At 69.2% G+C, this 25,262-nt stretch carries 10 protein-coding genes and 1 pseudogene; 5 read left to right on the forward strand and 6 right to left on the reverse strand.

Going from position 1 to position 25,262, the window contains the following annotated elements; all coding sequences use genetic code 11:
- Positions 1-160 precede the first annotated feature (160 nt).
- Together OIB37_RS28235 and OIB37_RS28240 are read left to right on the forward strand one after the other, a co-directional pair.
- Positions 161-1,042: a helix-turn-helix domain-containing protein gene (locus tag OIB37_RS28235; protein WP_330460425.1), complete on the forward strand. Its 882-nt coding sequence runs from the start codon at positions 161-163 to the stop codon at positions 1,040-1,042.
- Entirely contained in the window at positions 1,039-1,230 is a 192-nt protein-coding gene (locus OIB37_RS28240; protein ID WP_330460426.1) for a DUF397 domain-containing protein, read from the forward strand. The genes OIB37_RS28235 and OIB37_RS28240 overlap by 4 nt, the downstream gene beginning before the upstream one ends.
- 87 nt (positions 1,231-1,317) lie before the next feature.
- Here OIB37_RS28240 and OIB37_RS28245 read toward each other — a convergent pair whose 3' ends face one another.
- The 5 genes from OIB37_RS28245 to OIB37_RS28265 form a co-directional block, all read right to left on the reverse strand.
- Positions 1,318-2,334, reverse strand: coding sequence for an EcsC family protein (locus OIB37_RS28245; RefSeq protein WP_330460427.1), 1,017 nt, complete (start codon positions 2,332-2,334; stop codon positions 1,318-1,320).
- 137 nt (positions 2,335-2,471) lie between these two features.
- The gene (locus tag OIB37_RS28250) at positions 2,472-6,554 is read right to left on the reverse strand and encodes an Eco57I restriction-modification methylase domain-containing protein (RefSeq protein WP_330460428.1); all 4,083 of its coding nucleotides are present in this window, start codon (positions 6,552-6,554) and stop codon (positions 2,472-2,474) included.
- Entirely contained in the window at positions 6,554-9,550 is a 2,997-nt protein-coding gene (locus tag OIB37_RS28255; protein ID WP_330460429.1) for a DEAD/DEAH box helicase, read from the reverse strand. Before OIB37_RS28255 ends, OIB37_RS28250 begins: the two co-directional genes overlap by 1 nt.
- 47 nt (positions 9,551-9,597) lie before the next feature.
- The gene (locus OIB37_RS28260; RefSeq protein WP_330460430.1) at positions 9,598-16,011 is read right to left on the reverse strand and encodes a protein kinase domain-containing protein; all 6,414 of its coding nucleotides are present in this window, start codon (positions 16,009-16,011) and stop codon (positions 9,598-9,600) included.
- A gap of 486 nt (positions 16,012-16,497) precedes the next feature.
- Positions 16,498-18,132, reverse strand: coding sequence for a hypothetical protein (locus OIB37_RS28265; protein ID WP_330460431.1), 1,635 nt, complete (start codon positions 18,130-18,132; stop codon positions 16,498-16,500).
- Positions 18,133-18,778: 646 nt separating this feature from the next.
- On the opposite strand from OIB37_RS28265, the pseudogene OIB37_RS28270 reads away from it, so the two are divergent.
- Positions 18,779-18,994 (forward strand): annotated as a pseudogene (locus OIB37_RS28270) (SDR family oxidoreductase); the annotation flags it as partial.
- A 16-nt stretch (positions 18,995-19,010) separates the two neighbouring features.
- Positions 19,011-19,328, forward strand: coding sequence for a hypothetical protein (locus OIB37_RS28275; RefSeq protein WP_330460432.1), 318 nt, complete (start codon positions 19,011-19,013; stop codon positions 19,326-19,328).
- 639 nt (positions 19,329-19,967) lie between these two features.
- On the opposite strand, the gene OIB37_RS28280 is transcribed toward OIB37_RS28275, so the two are convergent.
- Positions 19,968-21,497 carry a helix-turn-helix domain-containing protein gene (locus tag OIB37_RS28280; RefSeq protein WP_330460433.1) on the reverse strand — a complete coding sequence of 510 codons (1,530 nt, stop codon included), beginning with the start codon at positions 21,495-21,497 and terminating at the stop codon, positions 19,968-19,970.
- A gap of 682 nt (positions 21,498-22,179) precedes the next feature.
- On the opposite strand from OIB37_RS28280, the gene acnA reads away from it, so the two are divergent.
- A complete protein-coding gene (gene acnA, locus OIB37_RS28285; RefSeq protein ID WP_330460434.1) occupies positions 22,180-24,900 on the forward strand; it encodes an aconitate hydratase AcnA in 2,721 nt (906 codons plus the stop codon).
- Positions 24,901-25,262 lie beyond the last annotated feature (362 nt).

Genomic DNA, 25,262 nt, shown 5'->3' on the forward strand with positions numbered 1-25,262 from the left:
GTCAGCGTGGCGGCCGGGATGGGGCGGAGGCGAGCGTCGGAGCCCGTACGCGGAGTGAGCGTACGGGGGCGCGGCATGGACAGTACGTGCTCGCACCGTCACCCTGGGTGCGTGAACCGCGGGAGGTGTCAGCGGTGTGGCACGGAGAAAGGGGCGGCGGATGAGCATCGCCGAAGGTGGCGTCGCCGAGGGCGCCGGTGCGCAGGCCGCGGCGGCGGGGGAGTGGGAGCGGGAGCCTCACCCGTCGGACAGTCTGCGGACGTTCGGCGCGGTCGTCCAGGCCCTGCGCGAGCACGCGGGACTCAGCCGCGAGGAGCTCGGCGCCCGGGTGCGGTACTCCAAGCACACTGTGGAATCGGTGGAGTTGGGGCGTCGCATGCCGGATGCCGAGTTCGTGGAACGTGCGGAGGAAGCGCTCGGCAACACGGGTGCGCTGCGGAAGGCCGCCCGCCATCTCAGCCGGGGGGAGGCGGGCCTCGCGGTGTGGTTCCGGCGCTGGGCCCGGCTGGAACGGGAGGCGGTCAGCCTGTGCACGTACGAGTGCCGGCTGGTGCCGGGGCTGTTGCAGTCGGAGGGGTACGCGCGGGCGGTGTTCGAGGGCACGATCCCGCTGCGCACGGACGAGGAGCTGCAGGCCCAGCTCACGGCCCGCATGGACCGGCAGCGGACGATGCGGGAACGGCCTACGGTGCCGTTCAGCTTCATCGTCGAGGAACACGTGTTCCGGAGGCGGTTCGGTGACGTGGCTGCGATGCGCGAGCTGTTCGACCATGTGCTGGAGCGGAGCGCTCCGCGCAATGTGACGTTGCAGGTGCTGCCGTTGGACGCGGGGTTGCATGCTTGCCTGGATGGGCCGGTGCGGCTTCTGGAGACCGTCTCGGGGCAGAGACTCGGGTACTCCGAGGGACAGAAGAACGGGCGGCTGATCTCTGACCCGAAAGAGGTGAGTGCGCTCTGCCAGCGCTATGACACACTGCGCTCGCAGGCCCTGGGCCCGACGGAATCCCGGGCCCTGCTGGAGCGACTGCGGGGAGAGCTATGAGCAGCGATACGACAGGATTCACCTGGTTCAAGTCCAGCCACAGCGGGAGCGAGGGTGACGACTGCGTGGAGGTCGCGATCGCCGAACAGGCCGTCCACGTAAGGGACTCCAAGGATGTGAGCCGCCCGGCCTTCGTGGTGAGCCGCGAAGGCTGGGGGCGGTTCGTGGGATTCGCTTCGGGGAGCTGAGCGGCGAGGCGGCCGGATCACCTCATCCGCTCCCGCAGGTGGCTTGACCGCGCCTGCGGGAGTGTCGCGTCTCGCGGGGCTCGCTCTTTACAAAACATCGTCGGTCAGGGGTTCGTCATCCGGGTCGGTGGCCAGTGCGATCGGCAACGGAAGTCCGTACTTCTCGCACAGGAACCGGGTCTGGCAGTAACGCTGGGCGTCGGCGGCCACGTTGCCGAGGATCGCGGCGTTCATGCCGGCGCCGATGAGGACACCCACGAACGGAACGACCTTGGCGACATCCTTGACCGGCACCCTGGCACCGTTCGGGCCCAGCTGCTTCATCAGCTTCTCAAGGGCGGCGATGAGGCGGTGGTCCTGGCGCAGCTTCTCCGACCATCTGACGCGTCCCTTGAGTGCACTCGCCGCGCGAGCGGTCTCGCTCAACGGCTGGGCTTTGGCCGCCTGTGCCATGAAGGACCGGCGCACCAGGCGTTCGATGAAAGCCTGTTCGTCGGGGTCTTTGGCGTCGTAGCCGTAGGAGTACGCGATGCGGGCGGCGATCGACGTGCTCAGGACCTGGATGACGAGGATGTCCGCCGTCAACGCGGCGAGGGTGCCGGCGACGGGGACCATGGCCAGCAGCCCCATGGCACCCCCTTCGGCCGCTCCGACGGCCCTCCACTTGAGCGTGTTGGCGGTGAGCAGCCGGTCGCAGACCTTGATGTCCTGCTTCCGCAGTTCCGTGAAACTGCTGATGTCAACACCCTTCTTGCGGGCGAGTTCCTCCACCTTCTTCGGGTCGTTGAGTTCCAGCGCGGCTTCGTTGGTCATCTCCAGCAGCGAGACCGCGGCTCCGATCGCCGGGCGCAGGGCACTCTCGGCGATCACGTCGCCTGTACGGCGGATCGGTTCCTTGATGCCGTCCGGTACGGCATCCCTGACCCGGCTCACGGCGCTTCCCGCGGCCTTGCCGGTGCGACTGAGCGCGGTGTTCGCCCAGTTCGGCAGACCGCGGCGGTTGCTACGGCGTTCCCAGTGCTCGTTGAGCGTCTTCCACACCTGCTCCTCGTACTCGCTCATCGAGCTTGCGCCGTCGAAGGGTGAGGCTATGTACGTGCTCACGGAGGTTCTCCATCTCGACTGTGATCGCTGGGCCCACGTCCTACGTGTCGATACGTGGGTGAAATCGCAGGGGGATACCCGAAGGCGACGTGACACTTCCTGGGGTGGCCGCAGTTGCAACCACCCCAGGGAGCGGATCAGCCGTGGCGGGGGCCTTGACCGGGCGGCGGCGTGAGGGTCGAGCGGTAGGTGCCGGACTCGCCCTCGGTCAGCGGGGTCTCCAGGCTCAGGCCGGCGGCGGCCATGCGGTCGTACTCGGCGAGGATCAGGTTCTTGGTGCGGTACTCGCCGTGTGCCTTCATGTCGTTGTCGCGGGTGACGTTGAAGGTGTCGAGGATGTAGGCGGTGTCGTCGCGGTCGATGCCGTAGAGGTGGAAGAAGAGGGCGTCCAGCTCGGCTCGGATTACGGCACGACGGGCGGGGTCCCAGCGGAAGGGGGTGCCTGTGTCGCCGAGGTCGCGGGCGAAGGGGGTCATGTCATATGAGGTGTATGTGAGTTCGAGGAGGCGGGGGGTGATGAAGGGGGCGTGGGGGGCGAGCGTATCGGGGGTGGGGACCGGCAGCTGGCGTACCACGAAGAAGCTCATCGATGTGCCGCCGATGGACTGCCGGGCTGAGTAGTCGAAGACGAAGGAGGCCCAAAGTGCGGACAGCAGCGCTGCATACGGAGAGAGGGCGAGAAGGAACTTGTGTCCGAAGCCGTGGGCAGGGGCGACGGAGCAGATCACCGTGCGCTCGTCGCTTGCGCGGCAGACGTCGCGCCAGCCCATCACCCACTCCCGGTCCCACCCCTTCGCCGCCAGGCGGCTGCGGACGCCCGGGGCCTTGATCTCCTGGCCGGACTTGTCGAACTCGCCTGTGGGGGTGTCCTGTTCAGGGACCCAGTAGCGGGGTAGCGGGACGGCCGTTGGGTCCTGGTGCTGTTCCATGGTGAAGCGGGGGAGGGTGCCGACGGCGAGCTGCTTCTCGGTTGCGTTCTCGTACGTCGAGAAGCGGTGGTCGTAGTGGTGAAGCATCTTCGCCTCGTACAGCGGGAGCATGTGCGCTCCAGCCTTGACAAAGGTGTTGCCTTCCAGGCGCCAGCCATCGGCGATGAGGTCTTCACGGGTGCGGAACTTGTCCGAATCCGTGTTCATCATGATCATGAGCTGGAACTTCACGCCCCACGGGTTGCCGTCCGTAGCGCCTTCCTTGAGTAGCACCGGGACGCGTCGGTAGATGCCCAGTGTGATCTCCATGTCGCGGCGGGAGCGGAAGACAGGGCAGGTGCCGGTGTTCGGGTTGAGGATCTGGATGTCGCGGCCGGTCAAGGTATAGGCGCGGTTGGTGATGTGCTCGACCTGGCGGACCCGGAAGGCGATAGAGATCGGGGCTTCGGTGGAGCCGGAGCCAGCCATGCAGAACAGGGCGAAGTTCACGCTGTGATGGACGCCGGGGAAGACCTTCTCCTCGTTCTCGAAGCCATACACCGCGACCAGATGGCCCTGGGTGACCAGGTCCTTGAAGAAGTATTGGTTGAAGGAGTCCGTGGCGATGCCCGAGGGCACAATCTGACCGCTACGCCCTCGAGTGGCCATGGCGGTGCGAGCATGTTCCGCGAAGAGTGAGTACGTATTGAGTCGCCCAAAGGCTGTCAGCGGGAACCGCTCAGAGGTGTGCGCGAAATGCTTGAACCCGTCGTTCTTGCGCTGTTCCTCCTTGAAACTTGCGTACAGCTCGGGGTCCTCTGTAGCCAGCAGGTTGATCTTCTTGTTGCGGACCGTCATGTTCGCTGCTTCAGCGATGTCCACTCGTTTTGCTGCAAAGAACTCGCGTGCGTCTACCTGAACTTGATCCCACGGAGGGTTGCCCACAACTGCGTCGAAGCCACCTGTCCAGCCCGTCCCCCGCTGAACCCCGACGCCCGACTCCGGAACGGAGAAGACCTCCGGAAACTCCAAGTGCCAGTGGAAGAAGCTGTATTGATCCCGAAGTCGCAGAATCTCCGCATGCGTGGCATCCGGAACAGCCGACTGGTCACGTCCACGCAGCGCCCGGAACACCTGGTCGGTCGGCGCCTCCGGTGCCCCCTCGTGCTTCGGCCAGACGAACGCCGCGCACCAGGCGTCGGCCGCGTGCAGGTCCTGGACGTAGGTGCTGGACCCGATGTGCTCGCGGTAGGCGCGTTCCTGGGCGTGGACGTCCCGCAGGGAGTCGGCGCGTGCGGTGGTGATGCGGGCCAGTTCGGTGGCGTAGGCGTCGTTGCCGGGCAGCGTGTCCGTATCGAACAGCAGCTCGTCCTGGCCGCCGCGCTGGGCCTTGTTCCGCTTGACGAGGGCCGAGGCGTACTTCTTGTCGTCGCCCTCGATCGGCTTGAACGCGTCGTCCGGAACGCCGTCGGCCAGCAGCTTCGGGGTCGCGCCGATCAGGCCGTTGCCGCGCTTGACATGGGCGTCGAGGAAGCCGAGGGGCTTGCCCGGTTCCATGGCCTCCAGCCATAGGGAGACCTTGGCCAGCTCCACGGCCATCGGGTTGAGGTCGACGCCGTAGATGCAGCGGGCGACGACCTCGTGCAGGGCGTGACGCACGGCGTCGACCGTCGGCTCCGGGTTGCGCTCACGCACCGACGCCACGCGCTTGGCGATGCGGCGGGCCGAGGCGACGAGGAAGTGGCCGGAGCCACAGGCGGGGTCGCACACCGTCAGGGACAGCAGCTCGTCGACGATGTCCTCGGCCGGGTCGGGGTGGCCGGCCTCGGTGGCGCGCTGTTCGCCACGCTTGACGGCATCGTCTATCACCGGGTCGAGAGTCGTGTCCAGCAGGCACTCGATGAGCGAGGACGGGGTGTAGTAACTGCCCGTCGTCTTGCGGGTGTTGCCCGCGACCTCGATCAGCTCGAAGCTGCGGTCGGTCGCGGAGTGCTTCGGCTCCAGCTCCAGCAGCGACTCGTAGACCGAGCCCAGTTCCTCGGCGTCGAGGTGGCGGTAGTCGACGGGGCGCCAGCGGCGGGCGCCCGGGTCGCGGACCTGGGCGAGGTGGCGTACGGCGGCGAGCAGGGACTCGTTGGACAGCTTCAGGCCATCCAGCGGGGTGTCCGTGTCCGTGTGGGAGAACAGGCCGCCGAGGCCGGGCAGGCCGAGCTCGGGGCGACCGCCCTCCGTGCCGAGGGCGGCGAGGACGAGACGCAGTGCCTCGTACTGGTCGCCGTGCGCCGTGCCCTGCCGGCGGCGGGCGCGCTCGCGCAGCCGGGTCGACGAGAAGTACCATTCGTACGCGGTCCGTTGCTGCTCACCGACCTGCGGGTCGAGCAGGGCTTCACGGTCCTCGGCGACGAACACGAACAGCAGGCGGTAGACGAGGCGCAGCAGGGCGTCCCGGAGCGCCTTCGGGTCGGTGTTCTCGCGCAGCCGGGCGTTGTCCGGGTGGCGCAGGAAGCCGGTGCCGAGGACGGTAAGGGCGTTCTGCACGCCTAGGCGGAGCTGGTCCAAGGCGCGCGCCCCCGAAGTGACCGCCTCCGCACGCCACCTCTCCAGCCAGCACCCCGAAGCCGCCGCCCCCTCCGCCACCGTGAACCGTGACGCGTGGAGCAGGCAGTACAGCAGGACGAACTCGCTGAACAGTTCGCCGTCGAAGATGGCTTCCAGGTCGAACTCGACGTACGCGGCCGTAGCGAAGGACGAGGAGTCGCGGAGCAGGCGCAGGGTGCGGCCGTTGGTGAGGACAGCCCACAGGTGGGCCTCGGTGCGGTTGAGGCAGTCCTGGAGCATGGACTGCGCGGGGACCTGGCCGGGGGCCGGGCGCTTGTCGAGTTCCTGGTTCCAGGGGATCTGATGGATCAGGGCCGGGCCGTGGCGGTGGGAGACGAGGAACCGCTTCTCCGGGTCCGAGTCGGCCGGGATGCCCGCCGTGCCGACCTCTGTCAGCGCGCCGAAGTCCAGCTTGCGGAAGAGCTGGGCGAGCCAGTCGTTGCCGGCGCGGCCGGTGGGGTCGGCGGCGGGGGCTCCGGTCGCCGGGTCTGCGGGCAGGGCGGTACGCAGGTCGCGCCAGAGCGGCTTGAGGTACTCCCAGGCGCGTTCGGCCTCGTCGCGTACGGGGACGGAGGCGGGAAGGCCGTAGTCGGCGGGCTTGGTGCCCGGCAGGTTCCGCGCCTCGGCGATGCGCAGCAGCATGTCGGCGGGGAGCAGTCCGCCGACCGTGGTGACGGCGGTGAAGGCCAGGGCGGTGCGGGTGGCGGCGGACATCAGGCTTCGGCTCCGGACGCGGCGGGGGCGGCAGTGGCGGCGGAGGTCGCGGGGGAGACGGCGGGAGCCGCCTGCTGCGGCAGGTAGACGTACACGCCGAGGACGTCGGCAGGCTCCTGCGGGACGACCTTCAGACCGCGGACGATCTCCTCGTTGGCCTTGCGGACGCGGCGGTGCGAGGCGTCGAGTTCGGCGGCCAGGCGGGTGCCGTGCTCGGTGAGGTGCCCGGTGAGGTCCGGCAGGCCGTCCAGGACACGGGAGATGGCGTTGTGGGCGGCCTGCTCGTGGGTGTTGGCGCTCGCCTGGGCCGCGAGGAGGGCCGCGGCCGCGTCGTCGTCCAGCCAGCGGGCGCGTGCCGGCATGCCCTCGAAGGCGAGCAGGCGGGCGTCCTCGGCGACGAGCTGCCGCTCGCCGGTGCGGGAGGGCAGGGTGAGGTGGAAGCGGTAGCGGACCAGGAGGAGCGTGGTGCGGGTGGTGACCGCGTCCGTGGTGACCACACCGCAGCGGCGGGCCGGGCGGGGGCCGGGGGTGTTCGCGTCCAGCGCCGAGTCCAGGACGTACGAGGCGACGGCGCCGATCACCGGGTCGGTGCGGACCAGGGCGGCTTCGCCGCGGGCGATCGCCGGAGTGGCGCGGAACGGGATCTCGCGGTCCTCCTCGACGAGCCGGTTGCCGAGTGTGGTGGCCAGCGCGTCACGCAGGCCGGCCGGGGTGCCGCCGACCTGGGCGGTGAAGTCACCGCCGTCGCGCCCAGTGAATGTCGCAGTGCGGACCATCGCGTCCAGGTCGCGCAGCGCCTCCAGGGCGAAACCGCGGACCTCCTCGGCGCCGCCGAGCGCGGCCCGTACGGCGGCGACCTCGCGGGCCACCTCCTCCGGGTGGATGGCGCGCTGGGCGTACTTGGAGCGGGAGGTCTTCTCCCGCTCGGCGGCCGAGTTCCACTCGCGCTCGATACGGTCGAAGGACTCCTGGTGTCCGTCGAATTCGAACAGGCTGTCCTGGCTGCCCTGCCGGCCGTGCAGCAGCAGCCACTCCACGACGGCGTCGGTGACACCGGAGGTGGTCTCGTCGGGGACGGAGACGGAGATGCCCAGGTCCTTCTTGATCTGCCGGTGCTTCTTGAACAGCACCTCCAGGACCTTGCCGTCGATGCCGTTGTCCTCACCGAACATGGTGATGACCCGCACCTGGTCGCGCTTCTGCCCGTAGCGGTCGACGCGGCCCTCGCGCTGGTCGTGGCGGGTCGGGTTCCACGCCAGGTCGTAATGGACGACGGCGTCGAAGTGGTGCTGGAGGTTGACGCCTTCGGAGAGGCAGTCGGTGGCGATCAGGACGCGGCGGACGGCCGGGTCGTCGGCCTCTTCGGCCGCCTCGGCGGCAAGTTGCTCGATACGTTCCAGACGCTGCTGCGGGGAGAGCGTGCCGGTGACGGCGGCGATCTTCGTCTTCTTGCCGAGCTTGCCTTCCAACTGCTCGGCCAGGTACTCGGCCGTGGGGATGTAGCGGCAGAAGACGATCGGGTGGTAGCCCTCGGCGATCAGGCTCTTCAGGTGCCGGGTCAGCGCCTTCAGCTTTGCGTCGTCGGCCGGACCGGCCAACTGCCCTGCCCGCTCGGCGAGTTCGAGCAGCCTCGCTCCGGCGGCCTCCGTCTCGGCGGCGCCCGGAGCGACGTCGATGCCCTCCAGCCGACTGTCCTCCGCGGAGTCGGATGCCACCGTGCGGCCGAGGGCGTCCGCCTCCTGCGCGGTGCGGGCGGCGGCGGACTCGGAACGCGTCTTCAGGGTCTGCGCGGCGGCGGCGGGCGAGGAGACCATCGAGCGCAGCAGCGCGATCACCGACCACCAGGCGACACGGGCCTCCCGCTTGCCCTGCTCGCCGGCCGCCTCGACGCGGTCCCTGGCATAGGCGATCGCGTCGTCCAGCAGAGCCCGGTAGGCGGGAGCCAGCTTGTACGGCTCGTCCTTCGTCTTGCGGTCGGACGGGAAGGCAGTCCGCTCGGCCAGGGAATCGTCGGCGAGGCCGTCCTCCTTGGTGAGGTACTCGCGGACGTCGGCGCGCTTACGGGCCACGAAGTGATCGGCGAGCTTCGCGCGGCCCGCCGGCGAGTCCAGGTCCAGGGTCGCCAACTCGAGCCGTACCAGGCCGAGAAGATTCCGGAACGCGGACTCCTTGCCGGAGTGCGGGGTCGCGGTCAGCAGCAGCAGGTGGCGGTCCGGGTCGGCGGAGACCTTCCGCAGCAGTTCGTAGCGGAGCTGGTTCGAGGCGGAGGACGTGGAACCCTGGGAGGGGTCGTCGGCGGCGACACAGGAGTGCGCCTCGTCGACGATCACCAGGTCGGGGCAGTGCCGTACGAAGTCCTCGCGGTGGCGGGTGGACTTGATGAAGTCCGTCGAGATGATCGTGAACGGGTGCTTGTCGAACAGGGACTGGCCCAGCTCCAGGCCGCGCTCCAGGCGCGACACGGTGGAGGCCAGGACCAGTTCGGCGTCGATGCCGAACTTCTCCCGCAGTTCGCCCTGCCACTGTTCGGCCAGCGCCGGCGAGCACAGCACGGCCAGCCGCCGCGCCTCGCCCTGCGCGAGCAGCTCCTTGGCGATCAGGCCCGCCTCCACCGTCTTGCCGATGCCGACGTCGTCCGAGATCAGCAGCCGCACAGTGCGCTGACGCAGCGCCATCAGCAGCGGCACCAGCTGGTAGGCGCGGGGCTCCACGGCGATCGAGGCCAGCGAGCGGAACGGGCCCGCGCCCGAGCGGAACCCGATGCGCAGCGCGGTACGCAGCAGGCCGGCCGCGCGCTGGTCGCCGAGGTCGGCCGCGTTCGGCGCCGCGAACTCGGCGGGACGCACCTCCTCGAACGCCGGGAAGACGGCCGCGACGTCGTCCTCGCTCCCGCCCAGCGGCCGCAGGACCAGCATGTCCGGGGCGCTCTCGGGCAGCACCACCCATTCGCGACCGCGGGCGGCCACCAGCGAACCGGCCGTGTACGTCAGGCTCATGAAGTGTCTCGGTTCCTTGAGGTCGGGAAGGAAGGGCGGGCGGGCCTTCAACGGGTATGGAAGTAGGCGGCGTTGTGGTCTGCGATGGCGTCCCAGTCCGCGTCCGTGGGGAAGCGCAGGACGTCCCAGCCGGCGTCTTCCAGGCGGTACCCCGCCTCGACGTCACGGGTGGAGTCGGCCGGCTTGCCGGGAAGGTCGACGAACACGGCGAGGTTGGCGCCGTCCAGGCGGAAGACCAGGTCGGGACAGGCACCGGCTTCCGGGACGAGGACGGCGACCTCGTCGGGGAGCCGGTAGCCCTTCGCCCTCAGCCAGCCGAGCAGGTCACCGCTCGCCACCAGGGCCGCCAGATCCGCCTCCAGCGGCGACGGCAGGATCACCGGGGTAACGCCGGGCGCGGGCGCCTCATGGGCGTCCTGCGCAGCGCTTCCGCTTCCGGCCGCCGGCGCGAGGCGGTGGAAGAGCTCGCTGCGGGACTCGCCGCGGTCCTCCCGCTCGGTACGGGCGTCGGCCAGCCGCATCAGCAGCGGGTGGGCGGCGTGCCGGCTCAGCTTGCGGTGGTGCCCCTGGTTCCCGTACGTCAGCAGGCAGGCGTAGCAGCCGCGGGCGCACTTCTCGCAGGCGCACTTCTCGTGGGCGCAATTCTCGTCGTAAGTCGGTCCGCCCAGGTCCTTGCCCGTCTTGGGATCGAAGTGGCAGATCTCCAGGGCCGTGCGGGCGGCCTTGGCCAGGGCGCCCTTGTCATGCTGGATCCGGCGCAGCACACCGGCGCCGCCCTCGGCGGCCTCCGTGAACAGAATGCGGCGGCGCGGGCCGTCGTCCGGCGGCAGCAGTTCCGCCGTCAGCTCGGAGTCCTCCAGCTCGAACGCCGCCTCGATGCCCCGCTCCAGCGCGTACAGGAACGACAGGGCCACCGGCTCGGGCTGCGGCTCGTCAAGGGTCACCACCAGGATGTTGCGGCGGTCCTGCACATACGGCAGGACCCGCTTCTTGCGGCGCTTCTCGTTCCCGTCCTCGTCGACCACCGGCATGCCGGTGCCCTCGATGGCGTCCGCGGCGGCCCGGTCGTTGAGCCAGCGGCCGTCGCCGAGGTCCAGCCAGTAGCCGTCCTGCTCGCCCTGCTTGTCACGGACCCGGCCGAGGTTGGTGATGCGTACGGTCGCCGAGTCGCCGTAGTCCAGGTCCATCACGGGGGCACCCTCGGCGTCCGTGACGTGCGAGGTGAGACGTCCCTTGCGGGCACCGTGGTCCTGGAAGGCGTACGACGTCTCCAGCCGGAACCCGGCCCTGCGGCGCTCCTCCTCGTCGGAGGAGATCCGCTCACGCGGCGTGGTGTACACGGTGTGCAGGTGGAGCAGGCCGGTCCGCTTGCTGCTCAGAGGCTCCCCGCACATCTTGCAGATGTCGGTGCCCACCTTGACGTCGTAGTGGTAGCCGCAGCCGTCGCAGCGCCGGGCCTCCGCGGTCGCCAGGTCGCCCGAGGCGTCCGGCGGCAGCTGGACCCGGGTCACCTGGTAGCGGGCGCCCTCGTGATAGATGAGCGCACCCGGGCCGAACTCGCGGATCGCGAGGAAGCGGGGCCGCTGCAGGTAGTCGCCGTCGGCGTTGCGGCGATTGCCGGAGCGCGGGATGTACGCCGCGAGGGGGAGTCGGGGGAAGCTGTAGCCGGGCAGGAACCCCTCGGAGGCCAGGTAGCGGTACGGGTTGAAGTCGCTCATCACCGACTTGCTGTCGGCGGAGCGGTTCAGCAGCAGGTTCGTCTGCGTCTCGGCCTCACGGCGTCTGGTGCGCGCCCGGCTCTGCTCGCCCGGGGTGAGGGTGTGGTCGACGACGCGCTTGTTCTGCTCGTACTGGTCGATCACGGATGCGCGGAACAGGTCCCGCCAGCGGTCGAAGGCGGCGTCGAACTTGCGGGGCGCCTTCTCGATCCGGTCCTCGATCCACTCGTCGAACCACCACGTGGTCGACTCGAAGTCCGTGATCAGCGGGGCGAGGACGGCACGGGCCGTGGCGATCGCGCGCCGCCGGGCGGCCTCGTCCAGGGACAGGTCACGGATGTCGGGCAGCAGAGGCAGCGACATCTGCGGGTCGGGCCGGTCGCCGCCTTCGGGGTCGTAGGCGACGTCGACGATGTGCGGGATCGCGGTGCCCAGCTTCATGCCCGTCTCCGCCAGCCAGATGCCCTGCACATGAGAGCGGACCAGGTCCTCGTTGGCGAGGTCCAGACGCGGCGGGGCCACCTGCCCGGACACCATGTCCTGGGAGCGGCGGAAGTAGTACTGGTCGTGGCTGTTGCCCGTCGCGCAGTACGTGGTCACCAGCGCGGGCTGACCGGAACGCCCCGCCCGGCCGGAGCGCTGCGCGTAGTTCGCCGGCGTCGGTGGCACGTTGCGCATCAGCACGGCGTTCAGCGAGGAGATGTCCACGCCCAGTTCCATTGTCGGCGAGCAGTAGAGCAGGGGGAGCTCCGCCGAACGGAAGTCCCGCTCGCGCTCCAGCCGGTCTTCGGGAGTGACCTGGGCGGTGTGCTCACGCGCGAACAGACCGGCCAGCTCGGCCGCCGCGTTGCGGTACAGGTCGCGGAAGAAGGGGTTGACCCGCGGTCCCTCACCGCTGTTGTACGTACGCGCCAGCGGGTCGACGGTGCCCCGTTCGCCGGTCCCGGCCCGCCAGATCAGGGCGGAGGCCGCCACCCGGTAGCCGGTGCGCTTCTCCGCCGCACGGCGGCGGAAGGCCGGACCGGAACGCTCGGGGGTCGCCTCCACCTCACGCACCAGGTCCGCGCCCTTGAGTACCTTCAGCAGGTCCTCGATGACGCACTGGACGTCATTCAAGGACATGTCCGGGGCGCGCAGTTCGGGCATGTTCCGCAGGAGGTACTTGCCGAACTTGCCGCGGGCCGAGAGGAACAGCGCGGAGCGCTCCATGCCCGGCTTCGAACCGTACGGATAGGCGGTTCCGACGGTCGGCCGGTCGCTCTCGCTCAGCACCCATGGCCCGGTCAGCCGCTCCTCGCTCGCCCGCTGCAGGGTGTCGAAGTCGTCACGGAAGTACTGCACGTCGATGGCGAGGGCGCGCCGCATGAAGTCCAGCAGCGTACGGGCGATCTCCTCACGCAGCGCAGGGTCGGCGTCGCGCAGCACGGCGTGCGCGGACTCCCAGCGGTCGGTCCGGGCGGCGACCCACTCCAGGTCCTCGTAGTCGATGCGCAGCAGACCCGTCTGCTCCAGGTTCGGCATCGTGATGCGCCAGCCGCGCTCCAGGTCGCGGTAGAGGCGGTAGCCGACGACGTCGCGGAACGCCTTCGTGGCCCGGCGCTCCATCGACGGAGGCAGGTCCGTGCCGCCCGCGTACTCGCGCGGCGCCAGCCCCATCACCTCGGTGACGGCCTCGGCGAGGTCGTCGTGGCGCAGCCCGTCCTCACCCGTGCGCAGTGCCGCCTGGTAGAGGGCGCCGCGCAACTGGGTCACCTGCGCGAAGTCGTTGAAGTGGCCCGCCTGCAGCGAGGCGTCCTGCCGGTTGTCGACGAAGGTGAGGAGCTTGCGCGCCTCCTTGCCGAGGCTGTCCTTGGGAACGGCCCGCAGGGACTTCACGATCGACGCCGAGATCAGGGAGGTCGCCGACGAACGCCCCTCCTGGTCCAGGGTCGCCAGCTTGGCGAAGTCCCGGCCACGGGTCTGCTCGTAGGAGACCTGGCAGTGCACACAGAACAGGAACGGCGCCGGGACGAACGCCGCCACCAGCCCCTCGCCGGACTCCTCCCCGTACGCGTCCACGACGACGCGTTTGGGCAGCCGGACCCGGTAGGACTTCTTGACGACCATCACGCCCTGCGCGTCGGGCTCCAGCCACGACTCGGGCAGCCGCCGGTCGTCGACCGCCTTCTGCGGATCGGCCGGCCACTCGTAGTCCTCGCCGGGCATGCCCAGGTACAGGTACCCCTCACCGGCGCGGCCCCCGGAGGCGGAGGTGTCCCGGCGCGGCTCGTACCGGAAGGTGCCCTGCTCCTCGGTGCGCCAGACGGTCAGGTACTCCTGCCCGCACTCGCGGCAGAACGCCAGCGGGAACAGCGGCTTGCCGTCGCTGTCCGGCTGCTCCAGCTGATAGGTACGCGTCAGCGGCCGGGTGAGCGGGTCCTCCAGCGTCGTGAAGACGGTGTCGCCCTTGGAGAGGAACTGGTGCAGCCGGAACGCGAACAGCGGACGCTCGGTCACCGGATGCTTGGCCTGCGCCCCCGCCTCCAGGGTCGTACGGATCGCCTCACGCACGCTCTCCTCGGCCACCCCGCACTGCGCGGAGAGCTCGGCCGCGGCCGCCTCGACCGTACCCGGAGCACAGCGGCGCAACCGGCCAGTGCCCGGCTCACGCTCCAGGCCGAACCGGGACTCCACCCAGCGGGCCAGCGGGTCCCTGGTCAGCGCCTCGTACGAGCGGGGCGCCGCCGGCACCCGCAGCCGCTCGGCGGCCACGGTCTCAGGGGCCTCGTCGGTGGCCCGGACCAGCGTCTCGCCGATGACCCGCTTCGGCAGCACGGCCGTACCGAACAACCGCCCCGCGACCTTGGCCACTTCGCGCTGCTGGTCCTCCCAGGTGCCCTCCGTCGACATGGTCGCCGACGTGCCGATGCACTGCAGGGTCGCCGAGGCACGGCAGGCCTCACGGACCCGGCGGATCAGGAACGCCACGTCGGCGCCCTGCCGGCCGCGGTAGGTGTGCAGTTCGTCGAAGACGAGGAACTGCAGACCCTCGGCCATGCGGATCAGGCTGGACCGGTCGTCCGGCCGGGTCAGCATCAGCTCCAGCATCACGTAGTTGGTCAGGAGGATGTCCGGAGGGTTCTTGCGCAGTTCCCTGCGCTGCTCCTCCGACTCCTGGCCGGTGTAACGGGCGAAGGTGACCGGCTCGTTGCCCGCTCCGAAGCCATGGCGCAGGTACTTCTCCAACTCCATGAGCTGTGAGTTGGCCAGCGCGTTCATCGGGTAGACGACGATCGCCCGCACCCGGCGCTCCGCGCCCGGCGCCGCCTGACGCTCCTTCAGTACCTGGTTCACGATGGGGACGATGTACGACAGCGACTTGCCGGAACCGGTGCCTGTGGTGAGCACGTACGAGTCGCCCGCCTGCGCGGCCTCGATCGCCTCCCGCTGGTGCAGATGGAAGGTCAGCGGCCGGCCGTCGGGACGGACGGAACTCTCCTTCTTCCCGGCCTGGAAGATCTCCGCGCACCTGGGGTGCAGCATCCCGTCCCGTACGAGATCGGTGACCTGACCGCCATCGGCGAAGAAGGGGTTCAGCGACAGCCACGGGTCGGGCCACTGCGACTTGGCCGCCAGATCGTCCTCGACGAAGCCGGCGATCCTGGCGTCCCGGATCACTGTCGCGCTTTTGGTGAAGCTCTCGTACTCGTCGATCAGGTCGGAGTGGATACCGAAGACGTCCATCGCCTCCGGCAGCCGCGGCTCCCTGCGCGGCACAGGTGCGGGCGCCGCCGCAGCACGCTCGGGCAACAGGGCGCGCAGCCGTGCCACCGGGTCCATCACCTGCCAGTGCGGAGCGAGCAGAGTGGCTGTGTCGTCGGGCGCGAGCGCGAGCGGGACCAGCACCTCACGGACGAGGGCGGCGTTCTCCGGCCTCAGCTCGGCGTCCTTCTCCAGCAGACGCTCCACGAGCCGGACCAGCTTCGGGGGCAGGTCAGGTCGTACGAGGGTCAGCTGCGGCGGCTGCTCGTGCTGGTGCTGCTCGGAGAGCTCGTAGGGGGTCTTCGCGGAGAACGGCGGGCGCCCGATCAGGAGCTCGTACAGAACGCAGCCGAGCGCGTAGAGGTCGGCCGCAGCGGACACGCGCTCGGCGCGGAACTGCTCGGGTGCCATGTAACGGGCCGTGCCGACACTGACACCCGTACTGGTCAGACGCGTCTGGTCGGGATCGTCGACGATCGAGCCCATGCCGAAGTCGAGGATCTTGACCGTGCCGTCGCGGGTGAGCATCACGTTGGCCGGCTTCAGGTCCCGGTGGACGACCCCGGCGGTGTGTGCGGCGGCGAGACCGGTGGCGATCTGAGCGCCGACGGCGGCGGCCCAGGAGACCGGGAGCTGGGGCTCCTCGTCGATGAGGTCCGCGAGCGGATTCCCGTCCAGCAGTTCCATGGCGAGGTAGGGCAGACCGCTGCCGTCCGATGCCTGGTCCACGCCGCCGTCGATCAGCAGGGTGAGGTTCGGGTGGCCCTTGGAGAGCATGCGCATGATCCGCACCTCGCGGCGGAACCGGGCGATCTCCTTGCCCGATTCGGAGGCGTCCACCGCGATGCCGGTACGGCCGCGCAGCACGGTCTTGACGGCGACCTCGCGATGCGCGGAGTCTGGGGCGGCCTGAAGGTCCTCGGCCCGGTGGACCTCGCCCATGTTCCCGCGCCCCAGAATCCCCGTGATCCTGAACCGTTCGTCGACCGTCTCCAGGCCCACTGGCCGTCCCCCGTTTCGCCTGTCACATCCAGGATTGGTGTATCCCGCAGGAGTGTACACCAAAGGCTGCAAGTAACAATGAAGTCATCGCGTTGACATCGTCAACAGCTATCTGTGAGCTTGTGTGCGATTAATGCGCCGCCCGAGTGAGCGGCAGACGCGAGCCTGTCACGCGCCGGAAAGTGCACGCACGGCTTGAACACCATCGGATGAAAGGCCTCTCTCGTCGCGCAGGACGGCAAACCGATCGGCCCGGTTCAGGTGCCGGGGACGGCGGCCGGCCCCGGGGCGCGGTGATGCTGGGCCGTACGGCAGCATGACTGTCCGCACGGGGCACGGTGAGGATTTCGGCGACGGGGGCCGCCACGGCGCGCTGGGAGCCGTGGTCGACCAGCCGGATGAGGACTTCGTCCGGCCCTCGCGGCGGACCTTGAGGGCCTGAGAGGTGCGTGTGGTTCGTGGCGGCGGTCCGAGCCCGGACTGCCGTCAGGTCAGGGTGTTGCGCAGATGCGGGCCGAGGTAGCCGACGTAGACCTTTGCCGATCGGGGGCCGTCCTCGTGGAAGTGCAGACGCGGGGCGACGGTGTTGCCGCCGCCGATCTTCAAATGTGCCTGCATGAAGGCTCTTCCCGTCGGATCGACGCTCTTCGGAACGGGCAGCATGCGCTCTTGGCGTAGTTTCGCGTTGCGGGCCACCGTGTCCGACTCGCGCATCGCCACCTTGGCCGCGGGGAACGGATTAGCGCTGGACGCCTCCGAGTTGCACCAGGCCCGGAAGTCGCTTGCCGCCGTCCCCTCCGCCGATGCCTGGGCGAAATGGTTCAGGGCGAGCAGGCCGTCCCAGGCGACGTGGAGCCAGTTGTCGACCGACTGACTGTCCAGGCCGGCGGTGATCTTGCGGTTCCCGGTGAATTCGAGGTGGGGCAGTTCGCCCAGACACTCCAGAAGGTCGGCGAAGGAGTCCGGGTAGACGATCTTCTGGACCGGCTCTGTCAGGTGCGCGGCGGCGTGTGCTCCGGCGGCCTTGAGTTCTTCCCGCAAGAAGCGGATCAGGCGCTGCGACTCCTGTGCCTTCTCGTACAGCTCCTGGTTCTCGCCCCGGAGTTCGTCGCCGCCGTGCTCGGCCTTGTCCAGTTCCGCGTAGAGGTCGTTGACTTCCTGGACACGCCGGGACTCCGCCTGCTCAGCCTCGTCGAGCAGCGTGCGCAAAGTGACGTTCTCCTCGCGCAGCCGGCCGGCACCGGAGGAGGGGAGAGGGCGGGAGCGCTGGAGCGGCAGGCGGTTCAGAGCGGCGGGCAAGGGCTGGCGCAGTGCGAGCCGCTGGGGAAGGGTCGCGAGGATGCGTGCGGCATGTTGCCTGTCGTTCTCGATGGTGCGCCGGGACATCACCGGGTGGCGCTGACCGTCCGCCTTCCAGGCGGGATCAAGGCCCGGCAGGTAGGTGCGCACACCGCCGCCGAACACCGGGTGGAACTCCATAGCCGCATTGAACGCGGCCTGAGCCTCCGGGGCGAGAACGTAGAGGATCGCGAGTCCGGTCAGGTATTGGAACAGCGGCTCGACAGTGGACTCGGCCCAGGCATCGGCGTCGGTGCCGTAAGGAACGGTGGCCACGACCACAGGCATCCTGCGCTGCGGATCGCACAGCTCTTCCAGCACCTCGTTGACGTCGGCAGCCTCGATGAAGAAGGGTTTCGCCCTGACCTCGGCGAGGCCGTCACGGGCTTCGAGGGAGTCGAGCAGGAGTTGCACGATGTTCGGCTTCTTCGTCCACTTCGGCAACGCGCCGACGCCCGTGGGGAGGTGCTCCACTTCGACCTGGACCCAGGTGAGCCCCTGGTCCGGCTGCGGCTCCGAGCGGACGACGAGGGTGGACTGCCACGGGCCGGCGGGGTCACCGGTTTCTCGCATCCGCCATCGGCTGTAGGCCCCGCGCTGACCGGAGGCGAAGTCCCGGTCGAGGGTGACTCCGGGCGCGATCTCCGTACGCCCTTCTTCGAATGCCGAGGTGTCGTACCGTTTGCTCCGCAACCACGCAACCAGCTGCTGCTCCACCACCGCGCAAGCGGCGACGTAGTCCTGTTCCGTCGATATGACCATGCGGTAGCCGCGTGGCTCCATGGCATCCCCCTTCGTGCGCGAGCGAGCGGTTCCGGGTTCGCCGCCCGAGGTCCTGCCGGCGCATCGACTCACAGCAAACCGCTGTTGCATGGCCAGTTGGTGGCGATGCCGTTCGAAGCGGCCGCTCCTCACGGAGTCGATGCCGGTGCAGGTGAATCCGCCGGATTCTTGCTGGGCACATGGGGGCGCCATGTTTTGCCCCCTTGATCCCTTGGTGTGTCAAGACTCAACTTAAGTAGACCTGTTGGTGGTGTCTACACATTGGCGACAGGCAGCTTGCTTCTTGATGGGGCGCCATCGCTGCTGGGGGATGTGGGGCAGGCCGGTCGCGTTCGGGCATCGACGTTCTTCGAATGGCCAATGGGCACGCGGGGCGCGCGGGCGGTGCGTGGTGTGGAGTCCTCCTGGCGGTAGCCCGAGGAGTCGACGCTCGCGGCCGCGACGGAAGGGCTGAAGGGCTGAATCGACCAAGTTCGGCGCCGCACGACGTCCGTGCGACCGGGCTGGACCGCGAGAAGCTGCTGGCCGCGTTCACGGCGAAGGCGGTCGGTCCGATGCTTGTGGCCAAGCACTTCGCGTCGATCCTGCGGCCGACCGGGTCGATGGTGCTGTTCTCCGGCGTGGTCGGCTGGCGACCTGGGCCGGGATCGCTCGTCAAGGGCGTCACGAACGGGCGGTCGAGTACGCCGCGCGCCACCTGGCGGCGGATCTGGCGTCGGTATGGGTCAATGCCGTCTCGCCCGGTGTCGTGGACTCGGGCGCATGGGATCGCCTGGGTGACAAGAAGGCCGCCCTGCTGAGCAAGAGCGCGCATCGGACCTTCGCCGGACGCCACGGCGAGGCCGATGACGTCGTCGACGCGGTGATGTGGCTCCTGGGTGCGGGCTTCGTCTCCGGCGAGACGATCCACATCGAGGGCGGCGGACGCCACAAGTCCGCTGTGGATCATCGGGCACACCGCGGCGCCGCGCTGGTTCGTCGGCGCGAGCGTGGCGGTCAACACCGCCCTCGTGGTCTGCCTGCAGGTGCGGGTCAGCCGAGGCATCGACAACAACGCGTCGGCCGGCCGGACAGCGCGCCGCGCGGGGGCGGCGTTCCTCGTCGCCAGTGCTCTCATCGGGTCGGCGGGCGGCGCGCCCGGATGGCTTGCGGTGGCTGTCGTCGTGCTCGGCGTGGTCGTCCTCACCGTGGGCTAATTTTGGCGCACCGCCGCTTCGTTCGAGCTGTCCTTCGGCCTTGCCCCGGAGCACGCACAGGGCCAGTACTCGGGTCTGTTCGCCATCGGCCAAGGCCTGTCCGGCGCCATCGGCCCGCCGCTGCTCGGCCTGGTCTGCCTCGGCTTGGGCACGCGGGGCTGGCTCGTCATGGGATTTGTGTTCCTCGCCGTCGGCCAGGTCGTTCTGCTCGTCGTGAAATGGTCCGACCGCGTCACGCGTGCACAATCCGGCCCAGGCGGGCGGATGTTCTCTCTGTAGGCATCGTGACGAGCAGCGGCGTCCATCGGCAGCGGTCGTCGCGTAGCACCGTGATGGTTACCGGTGTGGCTTGCCGGGTCTTCGACGTGGGTGCCGATGGTCGACCAGACGCGGTCGGCGTGACACGGCCGACGTCGGACATGCGAGGCCACTTCGGCAACAACCCTCCGTGATGGCTGACGGATACTCAGACAGCTCTGACGTATCGTCAGTCATTCAAGATCATCTTGCACGTGCGTTGCACAAGGTGCTGAAAAGCAACAGTGATCAATGAAGAGTCGTGAAGGCGAGTTTCCGCAGGTCAGCTGGCATGTTGAAGTGTCGTGCCCCTTGCCTCCAAGGGGCACGACACCACGCCGATCAGATGTCCCGGAAGATCTCGATCTGCGCCCCGATCGAGTTCAGGCGCTCGGCGAGGTCCTCGTAGCCGCGGTTGATGACGTAGACGTTGCGCAGCACGGACGTGCCCTCGGCCGCCATCATCGCCAGCAGGACGACGACCGCGGGGCGCAGGGCCGGCGGGCACATCATCTCGGCCGCGCGCCAGCGGGTCGGGCCCTCGACCAGGACCCGGTGCGGGTCGAGCAACTGGAGCCTGCCGCCCAGGCGGTTGAGGTCCGTGAGGTAGATCGCGCGGTTGTCGTAGACCCAGTCGTGGATCAGGGTCTGGCCCTGTGCGACGGCCGCGATGGCCGCGAAGAAGGGGACGTTGTCGATGTTGAGGCCGGGGAACGGCATCGGGTGGATCTTGTCGATCGGCGCCTCCAGCTTGGAGGGGCGGACCGTCAGGTCGACCAAGCGGGTGCGGCCGTTGTCGGCGAAGTACTCGCGACTGCGGTCGTGGTCGAGGCCCATCTCCTCCAGGACCGCCAGCTCGATCTCCAGGAACTCGATGGGGACGCGGCGGACCGTCAGTTCCGACTCGGTCACCACGGCGGCGGCGACCAGGCTCATCGCCTCGACCGGGTCCTCGGAGGGGGAGTAGTCGACGTCGACGTCGATGTTCGGCACACCGTGCACGGTCAGCGTGGTGGTGCCGATGCCCTCGACCCGTACGCCCAGGGTCTCCAGGAAGAAGCACAGGTCCTGGACCATGTAGTTGGAGGAGGCGTTGCGGATGACGGTGACGCCGTCGTGGCGGGCGGCCGCGAGCAGCGCGTTCTCGGTCACCGTGTCGCCGCGCTCGGTCAGGACGATCGGGCGGTCGGGACGGACCGTGCGGTCGACCTGTGCGTGGTACTGGCCCTCGGTGGCCGCGATGTCGAGGCCGAAGCGGCGCAGTGCGATCATGTGCGGCTCGATGGTCCGCGTGCCGAGGTCGCAGCCGCCCGCGTAGGGAAGCATGAAGCGGTCCATGCGGTGCAGCAGCGGGCCGAGGAACATGATGATCGAGCGGGTGCGGACGGCCGCCTCCGCGTCGATCGCGGCCATCTCCAGCTCGGCCGGCGGGACCAGCTCCAGGTCCACGCCGTCGTTGATCCAGCGGGTGCGCACGCCGATGGAGCTGAGCACCTCCAGCAGGCGGTACACCTCCTCGATCCGCGCCACCCGGCGCAGCACCGTGCGCCCCTTGTTCAGCAGCGACGCGCACAGCAGGGCCACGCACGCGTTCTTGCTGGTCTTGACGTCGATCGCGCCGGACAGCCGACGGCCGCCGACGACCCGGAGATGCATCGGGCCCGCGTAGCCCAGCGACACGATCTCGCTGTCCAGGGCTTCGCCGATTCGGGCGATCATCTCAAGGCTGATGTTCTGGTTCCCGCGTTCGATCCGGTTGACGGCGCTCTGGCTGGTGCCCAACGCCTCCGCGAGCTGCGTCTGTGTCCAGCCCCGGTGCTGCCGGGCGTCACGGATGAGCTTGCCGATGCGTACGAGGTAGTCGTCTGACATGAGGTTGAGGCTATCTCAGATATGAGATGGCGCCTCCCGGGGGGTCCATTCGGGTGACGGCACGTCAGTGACCTGCGGTTTTGCGGGGTGTTGCTACATCTTGCCGGATTCGTCCTTCAATGGTTCACTCTTCCGCTTTGGCTCAACATTCACCGGTATGAGTGGCAACTCTTTCGTGCGTCCGGGTGAAGGTGGAGAAGGGGTGCGGCTCGAGAGTGGCCGCCGGAAGGGGTGTCGTTGCCCGTCATGCCTGCCATGCCCGTCATGCCTGCCATGCCGGCTGCGGTGCCGCTGTCCGCGCCAGGTGTCCCGCGCGGGCCTGCGTGGCGGGTAGTGGTGTTGCACGTGGACGTGGACCCCGCCTGGTGCCCCGCGTGGGCGTGCGTGGCGGGCGCGCATGGGTGGGCGCATGTGTGGGCGCATGCGCGGGCGTTCCGTACGTGAGGGCGGGCCTGCGGCGCGCCCTATGGCCCCCGCGGTCCCGCGGCCCCGTGACCCGTCCGGGCATGACCATCCAGCCCCCATGTACTAGAGTTATCTCGACATCGAGATATCTGCCCAGGCGTACCGCAGCTGCCCACCCTAGTAAGGGTTAACTAACTTAGCCTTACCTTAGCGGATCGGTCGGACCGGCGTGACGGCAGGATGCGGTGGTACGCGCACATCAATGAAGGAGACTGTCGTGTCGGCGAACAGCTTCGACGCCCGCAGCACGCTGCAGGTGGGCGACGAGTCCTACGAGATCTTCCGGCTGGACAAGGTGGAGGGCTCGGCCCGGCTGCCCTACAGCCTCAAGGTCCTGCTGGAGAACCTGCTCCGCACGGAGGACGGCGCGAACATCACCGCCGAACACATCCGCGCCCTGGGCGGCTGGGACTCCCAGGCCCAGCCGAGCCAGGAGATCCAGTTCACGCCGGCCCGCGTGATCATGCAGGACTTCACCGGCGTTCCCTGTGTCGTCGACCTCGCCACCATGCGTGAGGCCGTCAAGGAGCTCGGCGGCGACCCGGCCAAGGTCAACCCGCTCTCCCCGGCCGAGCTGGTCATCGACCACTCCGTGATCGCCGACAAGTTCGGCACGAAGGAAGCCTTCGGCCAGAACGTCGAGCTGGAGTACGGCCGCAACAAGGAGCGCTACCAGTTCCTGCGCTGGGGCCAGACCGCCTTCGACGACTTCAAGGTCGTCCCCCCGGGCACCGGCATCGTCCACCAGGTGAACATCGAGCACCTGGCCCGCACGGTCATGGTCCGTAACGGTCAGGCGTACCCCGACACCCTGGTCGGCACCGACTCGCACACCACCATGGTCAACGGCCTCGGTGTGCTGGGCTGGGGCGTCGGCGGCATCGAGGCCGAGGCCGCGATGCTCGGCCAGCCGGTCTCCATGCTCATCCCGCGCGTCGTCGGCTTCAAGCTGACCGGCGAGCTGCCCGCCGGCACCACCGCCACCGACCTCGTGCTCACGATCACCGAGATGCTGCGCAAGCACGGCGTCGTCGGCAAGTTCGTCGAGTTCTACGGCGAGGGTGTGGCGGCCACGAGCCTCGCCAACCGCGCCACCATCGGCAACATGTCGCCGGAGTTCGGCTCCACCGCCGCGATCTTCCCGATCGACGACGAGACGCTGAAGTACCTGCGTCTGACGGGCCGCGACGCGCAGCAGGTCGCGCTCGTCGAGGCGTACGCCAAGGAGCAGGGCCTCTGGCTCGACCCGGCCGCCGAGCCCGACTTCTCCGAGAAGCTGGAGCTCGACCTCTCCACGGTCGTCCCCTCGATCGCCGGCCCGAAGCGCCCGCAGGACCGCATCGTCCTCGCGAACGCCGCCGAGCAGTTCAAGACGGACGTGCTCAACTACGTCACGACCAGCTCCGACGAGGCGGGCGAGGAGTCCTTCCCGGCCTCCGACTCCCCGGCCGTCAACCCCAACGGTGGTCCGTCCAACCCGGTCCAGGTGACCGCCCCCGACGGCTCGACCTACACCCTCGACCACGGTGCGGTGACGGTCGCGGCCATCACCTCCTGCACCAACACGTCGAACCCGTACGTCATGGTCGCCGCCGCGCTCGTCGCGAAGAAGGCCGTGGAGAAGGGCCTGACCCGCAAGCCGTGGGTCAAGACCACCCTCGCCCCGGGCTCCAAGGTCGTCACCGACTACTTCGACAAGGCGGGCCTGACCCCGTACCTCGACAAGGTCGGCTTCAACCTCGTCGGCTACGGCTGCACCACCTGCATCGGCAACTCCGGCCCGCTGCCGGAGGAGGTCTCCAAGGCGGTCAACGACCACGACCTCGCCGTCACCTCGGTCCTCTCCGGCAACCGGAACTTCGAGGGCCGCATCAACCCCGACGTCAAGATGAACTACCTGGCCTCCCCGCCGCTGGTCGTCGCCTACGCGCTCGCGGGTTCCATGAAGGTGGACATCACCAAGGACGCCCTCGGCGTCGACCAGGACGGCAAGCCGGTCTACCTGGCCGACATCTGGCCCTCCGAGGCCGAGGTCAACGACGTCGTGGCGAACGCCATCGGCGAGGACATGTTCAACAAGTCCTACCAGGACGTCTTCGCGGGCGACGCCCAGTGGCAGGCGCTGCCGATCCCGACCGGCAACACCTTCGAGTGGGACGCGGAGTCGACCTACGTCCGCAAGCCCCCTTACTTCGAGGGCATGACGATGGAGACCACCCCGGTCTCGGACATCGCCGGCGCCCGCGTCCTCGCCAAGCTGGGCGACTCGGTCACCACCGACCACATCTCCCCGGCCGGCGCCATCAAGGCCGACACCCCGGCCGGCAAGTACCTCACCGAGCACGGTGTGGAGCGTCGTGACTTCAACAGCTACGGCTCCCGCCGTGGCAACCACGAGGTCATGATCCGCGGCACGTTCGCCAACATCCGCCTGCGCAACCAGATCGCGCCGGGCACCGAGGGCGGCTACACCCGCGACTTCACCGTCGAGGGCGCGCCGGTCTCCTTCATCTACGACGCCTCGCGCAACTACATCGAGCAGGGCATCCCGCTGGTCGTCCTGGCCGGCAAGGAGTACGGCTCCGGCTCGTCCCGCGACTGGGCCGCCAAGGGCACCGCGCTCCTCGGCGTCAAGGCCGTCATCGCCGAGTCGTACGAGCGCATCCACCGCTCGAACCTCATCGGCATGGGCGTCCTGCCGCTGCAGTTCCCGGAGGGTGCCACCGCCGAGTCCCTCGGCCTGACCGGCGAGGAGACCTTCTCCTTCACCGGCGTCGAGGAGCTGAACAACGGCACCACGCCGCGCACGGTCAAGGTCACCACCGACACCGGTGTCGAGTTCGACGCGGTCGTCCGCATCGACACCCCGGGTGAGGCCGACTACTACCGCAACGGCGGCATCATGCAGTACGTGCTGCGCAACCTGATCCGCAACTAAGCGGTCGGGCCGGCGTCACGGCACAGCGGTCGAGGGCCGCACTCCCGGTCACGGGGGTGCGGCCCTTCGCCGCTCTGGGCGGACCCGGCGAGCAGTGCGCACCGGGTCCGCGAGCCGGGCGAGTGAGGGGGGTGGGGTCCCCGCCCGGGTGGTGCTGGTCTTGCGGTTGTCGCGAAGCCCGTGCGCATCGCGGGCCGTGAGGCCGTGAGGGCCGTGCGGGCCTTGCGAGTGACGCGGGTGTCGCGGATCTGGCAGGTCTCGCAAGCGTTGCAGGTCGCGCAGGTCGCGTACGTGTCGGCGATGTCGCAGGTCGCGCGGGTGTTGCGTGGCTTGTGCGGCGAGGTTCCGCGCGGGTCTCGCCG

The organism is Streptomyces sp. NBC_00820, assembly GCF_036347055.1.
Taxonomy (GTDB): Bacteria; Actinomycetota; Actinomycetes; order Streptomycetales; family Streptomycetaceae; genus Streptomyces.

Excerpts from the sequence above, each read along its gene's own strand:
- OIB37_RS28235 (WP_330460425.1), top strand. The coding sequence starts at position 161 with ATGAGCATCGCCGAAGGTGGCGTCGCCGAGGGCGCCGGTGCGCAGGCC.
- OIB37_RS28240 (WP_330460426.1), top strand. The coding sequence starts at position 1,039 with ATGAGCAGCGATACGACAGGATTCACCTGGTTCAAGTCCAGCCACAGC.
- OIB37_RS28255 (WP_330460429.1), bottom strand. The coding sequence starts at position 9,550 with ATGAGCCTGACGTACACGGCCGGTTCGCTGGTGGCCGCCCGCGGTCGC.
- OIB37_RS28265 (WP_330460431.1), bottom strand. The coding sequence starts at position 18,132 with ATGGAGCCACGCGGCTACCGCATGGTCATATCGACGGAACAGGACTAC.
- OIB37_RS28250 (WP_330460428.1), bottom strand. The coding sequence starts at position 6,554 with ATGTCCGCCGCCACCCGCACCGCCCTGGCCTTCACCGCCGTCACCACG.
- OIB37_RS28280 (WP_330460433.1), bottom strand. The coding sequence starts at position 21,497 with ATGTCAGACGACTACCTCGTACGCATCGGCAAGCTCATCCGTGACGCC.